Source organism: Shewanella sp. Isolate7, from assembly GCF_022398425.1.
Classification (GTDB): Bacteria; Pseudomonadota; Gammaproteobacteria; order Enterobacterales; family Shewanellaceae; genus Shewanella.
On record NZ_JAKEVJ010000041.1, the window covers coordinates 1 to 12173 of the forward strand.

General features: G+C 58.0%; 7 protein-coding genes and 2 pseudogenes. 3 read left to right on the forward strand and 6 right to left on the reverse strand.

All coding sequences use genetic code 11. The annotated features are described in order from the left end of the window. Window positions 1-183 (reverse strand): annotated as a pseudogene (locus tag L1D47_RS11755) (IS5/IS1182 family transposase); the annotation flags it as partial. Window positions 184-320: 137 nt separating this feature from the next. On the opposite strand from L1D47_RS11755, the gene L1D47_RS11760 reads away from it, so the two are divergent. From L1D47_RS11760 to L1D47_RS11770, 3 genes are read left to right on the forward strand one after another with little or no spacing between them, the layout of a single operon-like run. Then, entirely contained in the window at window positions 321-974 is a 654-nt protein-coding gene (locus tag L1D47_RS11760) for a TetR/AcrR family transcriptional regulator (RefSeq protein ID WP_239885038.1), read from the forward strand. Then, the gene (locus L1D47_RS11765) at window positions 967-2274 is read left to right on the forward strand and encodes an HlyD family efflux transporter periplasmic adaptor subunit (protein WP_239885040.1); all 1308 of its coding nucleotides are present in this window, start codon (window positions 967-969) and stop codon (window positions 2272-2274) included. Before L1D47_RS11760 ends, L1D47_RS11765 begins: the two co-directional genes overlap by 8 nt. Further along, window positions 2271-5390, forward strand: coding sequence for an efflux RND transporter permease subunit (locus L1D47_RS11770; RefSeq protein ID WP_239885043.1), 3120 nt, complete (start codon window positions 2271-2273; stop codon window positions 5388-5390). Before L1D47_RS11765 ends, L1D47_RS11770 begins: the two co-directional genes overlap by 4 nt. A gap of 78 nt (window positions 5391-5468) precedes the next feature. Here L1D47_RS11770 and L1D47_RS11775 read toward each other — a convergent pair whose 3' ends face one another. The 5 genes and pseudogenes from L1D47_RS11775 to glnL form a co-directional block, all read right to left on the reverse strand. Next, window positions 5469-6755: a DUF4785 family protein gene (locus tag L1D47_RS11775; protein WP_239885045.1), complete on the reverse strand. Its 1287-nt coding sequence runs from the start codon at window positions 6753-6755 to the stop codon at window positions 5469-5471. A gap of 10 nt (window positions 6756-6765) precedes the next feature. After that, window positions 6766-7623, reverse strand: coding sequence for a hypothetical protein (locus tag L1D47_RS11780; RefSeq protein ID WP_239885047.1), 858 nt, complete (start codon window positions 7621-7623; stop codon window positions 6766-6768). Between the two features lie 617 nt (window positions 7624-8240). Then, a pseudogene (locus L1D47_RS11785) lies at window positions 8241-9098 on the reverse strand (LysR family transcriptional regulator); the annotation flags it as partial. 254 nt (window positions 9099-9352) lie between these two features. Continuing rightward, complete coding sequence (gene glnG, locus L1D47_RS11790; protein WP_239885049.1) at window positions 9353-10750, reverse strand: nitrogen regulation protein NR(I); 1398 nt, start codon at window positions 10748-10750, stop codon at window positions 9353-9355. Between the two features lie 310 nt (window positions 10751-11060). Further along, on the reverse strand, window positions 11061-12116 hold the full coding sequence (glnL, locus tag L1D47_RS11795; protein ID WP_041508879.1) for a nitrogen regulation protein NR(II): 1056 nt from the start codon (window positions 12114-12116) through the stop codon (window positions 11061-11063). Window positions 12117-12173 lie beyond the last annotated feature (57 nt).

Sequence of the window (12173 nt, forward strand, 5' to 3'; positions counted from 1 at the left end):
GAACATCGTTTCCAGTGGATAGGGACGACGACCATTGCCCGCTTTTGGATAAAAGGGCTCAATCACTTCCAGCAGTTGAGTCCATGGTAACAGGTTGTCCATCCGAGATAAGAAAATCTCTTTACGGGTCTGGCGGCGCTTGCTGGAAAACTCACTATCGGCAAAAGTTAACTGTTGGCTCATGGGCGGTAATGGCTGTGATTTACTATGTAGCTATGATCTCACATCTGGGACTTATTCGCATCTTCCTTAGGGGAATTATTTCCCTGCCAATTCAAAGGCTATTCTTCTAGTATTAATTCCTCAACAGAGGAATTTCTATGGCAGAAGCAAAGAGTCGTGTCGGCCGTCCCAGTGGCGACACTCAAAATCGCGATAAGCTGATCCTGGCGGCGAGAAATCTGTTTATCGAACGCCCCTATGCCCAGGTATCGATTCGGGAGATCGCCAGCATGGCGGGGACAGATCCGGGCCTGATCCGCTACTACTTCGGCTCCAAGGAGCGCCTGTTCTCTGCCATGATCCACGAGACGGCGATGCCCGTGATGGCCCAGCTCCACAAGGCGAGGAGAGAGGTGCGCCAGGAGAGTCCGGCGGACTTGCTGCAGACCTACTACAGCGTCATGAGCAAGCATCCGCACTTTCCCCGCCTGATGCTACGCCTCGCCGGGCTGGATCAGAGCCTGCCGGAAAATGCCGAGGTGACAAAGGCCTTATACGAGGTGGTTAACTTCGAGAATGTCGCCATATTTCAACGATTAAAAGAGAAGGGCATGTTGAAGGACGATGTGGATGCACAGTGCGCCCAGCTGAGTTTCTTCGCCATGATGGTGTTTCCCTTTATCGTGCCCGAAAACCTACTTCAAAGAGTCGGTATTGAGATCACGCCGACGTTTTTACAGCGGCTTGCCGAGCAAAATACCCGTCTGTTGCAGCGTGGCCTGATGGAAGTGAAGGATGAGAGTGATGAATAATAAGAAACGCTATCTATTGGTCGGTGTGGGCGTTGGTGTGCTGGCCATCTTGCTCGCGGTATTGCTGAAACCCTCACCCTCCTTAGTCGCGGGCTATGATAAGGCCAGGGCGGTTGAGGTGACGCCCTTAACCCAGCAGGCGATCGCCCCCAGGGTGACAGGCTTTGGCCGGGTCGAGCCCAAGCATGTGTGGCAGGCGGTGGCCGAGGTGGGTGGCAAGGTGTTATACCGTCATCCCCAGCTGGAAACCGGGCGCATGCTGCCAAAGGGTACGCTGGTGCTAGAGATCGATCCCCTGGAGTACCAACTCAAGGTCGCCCAGGCCCAGGCCAGCATGCACGCCACCCAGGCGCAGCTGACCCGCCTGGATCAACAGGAGAAAAACCTCAACACCAGCCTGAAGATAGAGCAGCAGAAGCTGGTGCTTGCCGAGCAGGAGTATCAGCGCAAGCTGACCCTGAAGAAGCGCAATCTGGTGTCGAGTTCCGAGCTGGAAAACCAGAAGCAGTCGCTGCTGGCCCAGACCAAGCTGGTGGAAGATCTGCAGAGTTCACTCAAGCTGCTCCCGGACGATCGCAAGGTGAGCGAGGCGCAGCTGAGTGTCGATATGGCGCAGCTACAAGACGCCGAACGCCGCCTGAATCAGACCAAGGTGGTGCTGCCTTTCGATGCGCGGGTGTCGGACATCAATATCGAGCAAGATCAGGTGGTGGCCGCCGGCGCCGTGATGCTGGTGGCCCACAGGCTGGGCACCGCCGAGATCAAGGCGGAGTTATCCTTGCAGGACATGCGCGCCCTGGTCAGCAGCCTGGTACAGGCATCACAGCCTAGAAGCATGCCCTCTATCGATGAGTTTGGCTTGCAGGCAGAGGTTAGTTTTCAGGCGGGTAATCATAGCTTTAGCTGGCCAGCCAAGGTGACCCGTGTCGCCGAGACCGTCAATCCTAATCAGGCCACCATAGGCGTCTATCTGGAGGTGGAGCAGGACTTTAATCAGATGGATCTCCTGCTGCGTCCGCCGCTGACCAAGGGGATGTTTGTCAGCGCGGTGATCAGCGGTAAGCCCAGAGAACATTTCGTGATCCCAGAGCGGGCACTGCGAGGCGATCAGATTTATTTGATGGACGCCGAGCACAAGCTAATGATCAAGCCGGTCGAGGTGCTATTCCGTCACGAGCAGCAGGTGGCCATCACCGGTGATCTGAAGGCGGGCGAGACGCTAGTGCTTAACGACCTGATCCCGGCTATCCCCGGCATGTCCCTTAAGCCCGTGGTCGCAGAGGGAGGGGCGCCGCTGTGATCGCTTATATCACCCGACATCCCACCTTGGCTAACCTGCTGATGTTGGCCTTTCTGCTGCTGGGTGTCGTCAACATGGGCAGCATCAAGCGTGAAACCTTCCCCGAGTTTGCCCCGCCCTATGTGATGGCCACTGTGGTCTATCCGGGCGCCTCGCCGGTCGAGGTGGAAGAGAGCATCTGCCTGCGGATGGAGGATGCGGTCGATGGCCTGGCCAATATCGAAGAGGTCAAGTGTGACGCCCAGGAGGGGATCGCCTCCATGCGTCTCAAGCTGGAACCTAAGGCCGATCTGGGACGCATGCTGGTGGATGTGCAGACTCAGATCAACGCGATTAACAACTTTCCTGCGCAGATCGAGCCGCCCATCGTCAAGGAGCTGGATTGGGCTGAGCCCGTGGTGGATATCGCCATCGTTGCCGATACCAGTTGGCCACATCTGAAAAGCTACGCCGAAGATCTAAAGCGCCGCCTCAAGATTGACGCAGGTGTGAGCCTGGTATCCATCGCCGGCTTCTCGGACCATCAGCTGCGTATCGAGCTTAATCAGGCGGATATGCGCAGGCTGGGGCTGACCGCCGCCGAGATCGCCGATAAGGTCGGCAGGCAGAATGTGAAGATGCCGGCGGGAAATATCGAGCTTAAGGATAAGAATATCCTGCTCAGGTTCGACGAGCGTAAGGTTACCCCGGCCTCGTTGGCAGAGATCATCGTCGCCTCCAATCCCGATGGCAGTGTAGTGCGTCTGGGCAATATCGCCACCATCAGCGACAGATTCGAGCTGGATGAGGAGCATATTCAGTTCAATGGCAGCAACGCGGCGCTGCTCAAGGTGCAGAAGAACAAGGCTGATGATGCGCTGCGGATCAAGGCCAGGGTAAGCGAGTTTATCGAGCGGGAACAGGCCCGTGCTCCGGATGGCGTGCGCTTGACCATGACCAATGATCTCTCCTCCGTGCTGCAAGACAGGCTGAAGATGATGATCACCAACGGCTGGCAGGGGATCATCCTGGTCTTTCTCAGCATGTGGCTGTTTTTCTCCCTGCGCTACTCCTTCTGGGTATCGGCCGGCCTGCCGGTCGCCTTCCTCGGTGGACTCTACCTGATGAGCCTGTTCGGCGTGTCCATTAACCTCATGAGCCTGGTGGGGCTGCTGATGGCGATCGGTATTATGATGGATGACGCCATAGTGATTGCCGAGTCGATCGCCTCCCATATCGATAGAGGCATGACGCCCCATGAGGCGGTGGTCAAGGGCGTACAGAAGGTCGCCCCCGGCGTGGTTTCCTCCTTCCTGACGACAGTGTTGATCTTCAGCGCGCTCTTGGGGCTGGATGGCCAGATGGGCGCCGTGTTGTCGGCCATCCCGACCGTGCTGATCATGGTGCTGACCATCAGCCTGTTCGAGGCGTTTTTGATTTTGCCCAATCACCTGAATCATTCGCTTACCCATGCTAAACCCGAAGGTAAGCCTAATCGCATCGGTGAGTTTAAGGCGAAGTTTCTAACCCGCTTCGAGGCATTTCGTAACGATCACCTCGTCAGGCTGGTGACCTTTATGGTGCGCTGGCGCTATGTGAGTGTCGGCGCCACCATAGGCCTGCTGCTGGTCTCTGTCTCCTTGGTGGTGGGCGGCGCGCTCAAGTTTGTGCCTTTCCCCGACCTGGATGGTGATATCGCTGAGGCGCGCATCATACTGCCGCCGGGCAGCTCCCTGAGTCAGACCCAGAAGGTGGTCGAGACCCTAATCGCCAGTGCCAAACGGGTCGGCGACAGATACAACCACGAGGTGGAGGATGAGCATGAGCTGATCCGGGATATCACGGCCCAATACAACTTTAACGCCGACGCCGGCGAGAGTGGCCCCCATGTGGCGACCGTCAGGCTGGATCTCTTGTCGGCGGAGACCCGCAACACCCTCATCGAGGCGTTTATTCGCGATTGGCGCCTGGAGACCGGGGAGCTGGCCATGCCGCTCTCTATGGTGTTCAAGCAGCCAACCATGGGGCCGGCCGGGCGGGATATCGAGATTCGCCTGCAAGGCGACGACCTGGACATGCTCAAGCAGGCCTCTGTCTCTTTGCAGAGCTATCTGGGGCAGTTTGACGGCATTAGCGGCATACTCGACGACATGCGCCCGGGCAAGGAGGAGATTAAGGTGAGTCTGCGTCCCGGCGCCGAGAGTTTCGGTATCGATGGCCAACTGGTGGCGGCTCAGCTGCGCAGCGCCTACTTTGGCCAGCTGGCCGATGAGGTGCAGGTGGGACCTGAGAATATCGAGATCGAGGTGCGGTTGAACAAGTTGCAGGCCGGGGATCTGCAGGCCTTGGCCAACTTCCCCGTCATGCTGGCTGATGGCAGTCAGCTGCCGCTTTCGTCCATCGCCCTTTTGCAAGATCAGCGCTCCTATGTACGCATTCAGCGAATCGATGGCCTGCGCAGCGTAACTGTGATGGCCGATGTGGACAATCAGCGCGCCAATGCCAACGAGACCATAGCCGCGATCAGCCGGGAGTGGCTACCCCAGATGCAGCAGCGCTACCCTGGGGTGAGGGTGGACTTCGAGGGCTCGGCCAAAGAGACGGCCAAGACCGGTAGCTCCATGGGGAAAGGCTTCCTTATCGGCCTGTTTGGCCTGTTTGCCATCCCGAGTTTTCAGTTCAGGAGTTATCTGGAACCCGCGGTGGTGATGCTGGCGATTCCGCTGGCGCTGATCGGCGTGCTCTGGGGTCATCTGCTGCTGGGCTATAACCTCTCCATGCCCTCCATCATGGGCTTTATCTCGCTGGCGGGCATAGTGGTGAACGACTCTATCCTGTTGATGCAGTACATACGCCACCATGTGGATGAGGGAGACAGTGTGCATCAGGCGGTGGTGAGTGCCAGTCGCGAGCGTTTCAGGGCGGTATTCCTCACCTCGCTGACCACGGCGGCAGGCCTATTGCCTCTGCTGCTGGAAACCAGCTTGCAGGCCCAGGTGGTGCAGCCCCTGGTGGTGTCTATTGTGTTTGGTATCTTCGCCTCGACCCTGCTGGTGCTGTTTATCATCCCCTGTGCCTACGCCATCCTGGCCGACTTTGACAGGGTAAGCCCCATACCCAGCTGTAGGCTTTACTGACACCAATAGAAAGGGTGCCCTCTGTGAATCATAAGGGCGCCCTTTTTTATGCGACTGGATATGTGCGCAGTTTTCCTTTTAGAGGGTGGCGGCCTCGCCCAGGTAACTCAGGCGAGCCATCTGGCCCTGATCTTTAAGCTCCAGCGCCTTGATGGCGTAGGGCGCACCCAGGCCAGAGGCCTTGAGCTGCTCGGCATCGAAGCTCAGGGTGACCTGACCATCGGCGTCTAGCCATTGGGCCGTCTCGGCGCGCAGGATATTGGTCTGCTTACCCTGAGCATCTGTGCCCACTAACACGGCAGAGATCTGGTAGCGTCCCGGGCTGGCAACCTGCAGGTCGAACACCGCCTGGGTAGGCTTGCTATCCTGCCAGTAGATGCTGGCCTCGTCCGCCAGCTTGGCGGCGGGAACATACTGCTTGAAGGCGGTCTTGACGGTGCGGATCAGCGGCAGGTTATTGACCCGGGTCTCTATGTTGACCTGGATCTCGCTCAGGCCTAAGTTGCTGCTGGGCATGGCCAGTTCGTCCGGCACCTGTGCCTGCCAGGTATCGCCCTGTTTGACCACGGCTAACCTGTGATAGCGGCCATCGCTCTGCTTGAGGGTCGCGGTGGGGCTGAGGTCGATGTCGCTGTTGCTCAGCTTAAGATCGAAGGCCAGCTGCGGTGCCTGACTGCTGAGACGCTTAGGGGCCGACAGCGCCAGCTGGTAGGGGCTGCCCTTCTCCTTGACGTTGATCAGATAGCTGTCGTTGGCACTGAGGGGCTGAACAACTTGCAGCTGATAGATGCCTGGCGTCGCCTGTTGTGACAGCTTCAGGGCGCTGGAGTCGTCGACGATACCCGCGGTCGCCATCGCCTGAGGATCACTCATGGATTGGATCAGCGAGGCCGACTTATCTACCGTCTGCTTGTTGACCTTGTAGAGGCGCAGCTGATCCGGTGAGATGGCCGGGCTGTGGCGCAGGGCGCCCGAGCTGGCATCGCCCCGGGGCGCCACGCGGATCACGCTGTCGCTCTGGCTCACGGCGAGGTTAATCCCCTTGTTGAGCTCGGCGCCCGAGACGGTGCGCCAATACTGGTCGCTGCTGCTCTGCTCCAGCTGGGAGGGTGCCACTAGTTGCGCCGCGCTGGTGATGGGGGCGCTGAAGCTGACGCCGCCGCGATTACCATTTACCGGTGGCAGCTCGGTGGCCGCCAGGGTGTCTATGGTGAGATCCCCCGAGGTGGGTGCCAGCAGAGTCACCTGGGTAACTGTCATGGCGCTGGCCTCTGGGGCATTGTCTGCTGTGGTTTCATCGTTTTGACAGGCACTCAGCAGGGCGGAAAGGGCGAACACACTCGCCATTTTGATTGATGGTTTCATCTTATGGCTCCTAGATATGGTCGCGGATCAGGGTGTCGAGATTAAAGCAGGCGCGGCGGCTCTGCTGATGGCTCAGGGGCTCCTTGCCGGCGGTGCGCTGGATATCTTTAAACCAGACGCTGCCCGCCGCCGATTGTGACTGGCACTCCAGGAAGCCGTCCGAGCAGTCGTCCAGCCAGTTCTGAGTGGTCTCCAGTGCGACCTGATACTGATAGCCGGCGCAGTAGCTGTCGCTGTCCCAGAAGGCTGAGTCGACATCTGAACCCACCACGACCTCGAAGGGTGAGGGCAGCGCCGGGCGACCCGAGGTGCCATAGAGCCAGCTGTTGTTATAGCTACTCATCCAGCTGACCTGCTGCTGTTTCACCGCATCGCTGCCGTAGCCCAGCAGCCAACCCAGTGAGGTCTCGAACACATTGCCCTGGGTGACGGCATCGGCCAGTGGCGTGCCGCCGCTGGAAGGTGCCAGGGCGATCACCCTGGAGGTGGCGTTGATGATCTTGGGATAGCGACTGTCCCAGGTGGGGTTGGAGAGGATCCAGCGCACCACGTTGCCACCGTTGGAGTGGGTCAGTAGGGTGAGGTCGTTAATGTTTTTACTGTCGATAAACTGGGTGAGTTGCCCGGCCAGACAGCCCGCGGCGGCGTCATCCCACATGTATTGGTCGAAGTCGCAGTTGATCACCAGATAGTTATCGGGCGAGGCTGCCCCCTGGCGCACCGAGTCGACAAATTCCCGCGTCCAATAGTCCGACAGCGCATCTGTCTGATGCCCGGTGCCATGGATAAACACGAGTCCGGAGGCGGCATAAGTCAATGGGCTGACAGCAAACAGACCCAGCATCATGAGCTTTTGGTAGATCTTCATTGGCTTATTTCTCTTATCTTGTTGATGTTGTTTTAGGTTTTACTACTCAGGTTTTTCTACTTAGCTTTTACTACTGAGTTTTAATTACTCAGCTGCAGAGGTCAGACGTCTGACGTCAGACCTCTTAAGGGAAGCTAACGGCTGCAAAGTGAGGCGGCAAGGCTTTTTAACGGTACTTTAGTACCAGTTAAACTAAGCTTAGGTGGTTGATTGTTTTAAACAAAATGGCGTGCTTACTCTGACAGTACATCTGGGGCAGAGACGGGCGTTTGAATCCTCGCTGAAAAAAATTGCACCTTTGTTGTGCAAGAGGGACCCGCCAGCACGATTGCCAGTGATTCTATCTGTCCGTGGCCCAGTTATCAGTGTTAGGGAAGGTGCGAATAAGTCCCGTGCTTGCTCTGCGTGTGCTTAAAGTGGATAGATGCAAGGCACAGTTTGCAGCGAATGGCCCTAGTCCTTCGCAAGAACTGTAACGCAGCAAATACCGCTGTAAGCCTCGCCCTGCGGGGCTTTGATAGCAACACCATTTCGGCATTATTCAACTTCCGCAGGCCTCGGCATGCCCTCAGTTGAATGCCTTGAACTGTCGCTGCTATCAAAGCCAGAGCTGTGCGCAACAGTGCCTGGGCCGCCGGTGTCAGGGGCAAGTCTTTACGCCAGATCAGCGCTAGGTCCCAGGTGAGATTGGGGCGAATAGGCTTGAAGACCAGCTCGCTGCCCTGCAACTTGTGGCAGATAGGCTCGGGCAGTATGGCGACCCCCATCTGGGCCTCCACCATGGTCGCCAGAAAGTCCCACTGGCCGCTGCGAAAGGCGATGTTGAGCTGCACGCCAGCCTTATGGCTCAGGCGGGTGATCAGCTTGGCCAGGGAGAAGTCCTCGTTGTAGAGGATGAAGGGGTAGGCCTCGAAGTCCTGCCAGGTCACGGCCTCTTGCTGAGCTAGGGCATGATCCTTGGGCAGGCAGGCCAGCAGCGGATAGCGGGTGAGGGCGCGGTTGGCCAGCTCGACATCGTGTGTGGTGGGCAGGGCGGTAAAGGCGATATCCAGGCTGTTGTTGAGCAGCGCCTGCTCACAGCCGAAGCCGCCATATTCGTACATCTGTAGCTCTATTCCCGGGTATTGTTGGCGAAAGGCGGTGAGCAGGTCGATGATCAGGCTGCTCATCATGGGGCAGACCCCAAGACGCAGGTGGCCAGACTTGAGGCCGCTCAGGTTGGTGAGGTCTTCCTGCAGCCTGTGCCACTGGCCCAGGATCTCCCGCGCGCTGTGCTCCAGCAGGATACCCGCCTGGGTCAGCTCTATCTTCTGGTTATTCCTGTGCAGCAGCTGCTGGCCCAGATTATCCTCCAGGCGCTGAATGATCTTGCTCAGGGTGGGCTGGGTGATTAAGGACTTTTCCGCTGCCCGGGTAAAGTTTCCCGTCTCAACCAGGGTGAGAAAATAATGTAAGGTTTTGATTGGTATGTTCATTCTAATATGGCATTCACGGGATACTATTTATTCATTTTACTAATAGTCGCTATAAGATTACTTTGATCCAGTTGGCAAAATGAAGCAAAGGTAAATGAAAGCGAATCAAAGTTTATGGGTAGGGGCTTTATGGCAGGCGGCTATGCCTCGCGAAGTCATCGAATCCGAGTGTCAGTCTGAGAGTGTTGTTAGCGCAAACAATACGCCTTCGGAAGAGGCGTCAAAGCACCCAGCATAAGGCTGGGTGCTTTCACTCAATCCATCTCGAGTTCTTTCAGCTTACGCGTCAGGGTATTACGACCCCAGCCCAGGCGCTTAGCTGCTTCCTGTTTGTGTCCCTTGGTGTGTTTCAGCGCCGTCTCTAGCAATATCTTCTCAAACGCAGGCTGTATCTGAGTCAGTAGATCGCTCTCTCCCTCACTCAGGCGTTGATCTATCCATTGGGTCAGCGCCTCCTGCCAGCCTTGCGACGCGCTGTCTTGGCTGGTGCTCGGGGTCAGCAGCTCGGGGGGCAGATCCTGGGGCAGAATCTCCTGGCCCGAGGCCATCACCATCAGCCAGCGACAGGTGTTTTCCAGCTGACGCACGTTACCTGGCCAGGGCAGGCTGGCCAGGGTGTCGGCGGTGGCCTTGGTCAGTATCTTAGGCTCGACGCTGATCTCCTTGGCGGCTGTGGCCAGGAAGTGGCGTGCGAGCTGGGGAATATCCTCCCGACGTTGGGACAGCGGCGGCAGATGCACCCGGATCACGTTGAGACGGTGGAAGAGATCCTCACGAAAATCGCCCTTGGCCACCAGTGACTCCAGATTTTGGTGGGTCGCGGCTATGATGCGCACATCTACCTGCACCGGCGAGTGGCCGCCGATACGATAGAACTGGCCATCGGCCAGCACCCTCAGCAGCCTGGTCTGCACATCCAGCGGCATGTCGCCGATCTCGTCGAGAAACAGTGTGCCGCCGTCGGCCTGCTCGAAGCGGCCCTGACGCACGTTGGCGGCGCCGGTGAAGGCGCCCTTCTCATGACCGAACAGCTCGGATTCGATCAGCTCCTTGGGGATCGCCGCCATGTTCAGGGCGATGAAGGGCTTGTCCTTGCGTGGGCTGTGTTTATGTAGGGCACCGGCGACCAGCTCCTTACCCGTGCCCGATTGACCGTTGATCAACACGCTGATGGAGGAGCGTGACAGGCGGCCGATGGCGCGAAACACCTCCTGCATGGCCGGCGCCTCGCCGATGATCTCCGGGGCCTTAACCTCGGGCTGGCTGGCGGCCTTGGGCGACTGCTCCTTGGCGTGGCTCAGGGCACGCTCCACCAGGCCGATGGCCTCGTCGATGTCGAACGGCTTAGGTAGATACTCGAAGGCCCCCGCCTGATAGGCGCTGACGGCGCTGTCGAGATCGGAATGAGCCGTCATGATGATCACCGGAATATGGGGATAGTGCAGCTGCAGGCGATCCAGCAAGGTCAGGCCATCTGTGCCCGGCATGCGGATATCTGAGATGATCACCTGAGGTTGAGCCTGTTCCAGTGCCTGCCACAGGGATTCGGCGGCGGCGAAGCTGGCACAGCTTATCTTGGCGCCCTTGAGCGCCCGTTCGACGACCCAACGTATCGAACTATCATCATCGAGAACCCAAACTTTTTCTGTCATACACCTACTCTCTTAAGTTGAATGCTCTAAGGTCACCTACGCTAGGGAAGGTGCGAACAAGTCGTCGCACAGCTCTGGCTTTGATAGCAGCGACAGTTCAAGGCATTCAACTGAGGGCATGCCGAGGCATGCTGAAGTTGAATAACGCCGAAATGGTGTTGCTATCAAAGCCCCGCAGGGCGAGGCTTACAGCGGTATTTGCTGCGTTACAGTTCTTGCGAAGGACTAGGGCCATTCGCTGCAAACTGTGCCTTGCATCTATCCACTTTAAGCACACGCAGAGCAAGCACGGGACTTATTCGCACCTTCCCTAGCTCTTGAGCGGCAGCAATATGGTAAATTCTGTCTTGCCCGGCACCGAGGCGCAGTCGATGCGTCCGCCGTGAAGTCTGGCAAAGTTATGGGCGATGGAGAGCCCAAGTCCGGATCCCTGCTCCCTGCCCGTGACCATAGGGTAGAAGAGGGTATCCATCAGCTCGGGCTTGATCCCCGGGCCGTCGTCTATGATGGAGAGCGCCAGCACCAGTTTATGGCGTGTAGTGCCTATGGTGACTTGGTGCTGAGTGCGGGTCTTGATGCGGATCTCGCCGCCTTCTTCCTCTGTCTCCAGCGCCTGAATGGCGTTCTGTACTATGTTGAGCACCGCCTGTTGCAGCTGCTCCTGATCCATCTCGATATCCGGGATCGAGGGGTCATAGTCCTGGATCAGGTGGATATTGTCCGGCAGGGTGACACTCACCAGCTTGAGCACCTTCTGGATCACCGCATGTATGTTGTGCAGGCTGTGCTCCGTGGGTTTCTGCGGGCCGAGCAGCCGGTCGACCAGATTTCGCAGCCGATCGGCCTGCTCTATGATGAGGTCGGTAAATTCGCGCTGGTCGGCGTCTTCCAGCTCACGTGACAGCAGCTGCGCCGCGCCTCTGAGACCGCCCAGGGGGTTCTTGATCTCATGGGCCAGATTGCGCACCAGATACTGGGCCGCCTGCTGTTGGGCATCTAGGGTGAGCTGCTGGTGTATCCTTCGCTGCTGATCCACCTGACGCAGCTCTAGTACGCCCTGCTCGGGTTGATCCGGCTCGACCTCCAGCGGGGTCAGGGTCATGTCGACCGTGTGATGCTGTCCGTCAAGGGTGATCAGGTTGGTGGTGTTGACCGTGAGCCCTTGGTGTTCGCGAATGGCGCTGCGTAGCAGCTGATGATCTATGCTGAGCAGCTGGCAGCAGTCTTGTAGGCTGTGCTCCGTGAGGCGGTGACTGCCTAACCCAAGCAGTTGCTCGGCCGCGCTATTGGCATAGCACAGCTTGAGATCATCTGAGACGACGAGTACGGCCGTCACCAGGTGATTGAGCAGAGGGTCTGTGTTCATTTACGGCTCCCGGAAAGTAGGTTGCACCATAATGGTGCACCAATTTGGTGCACGCTG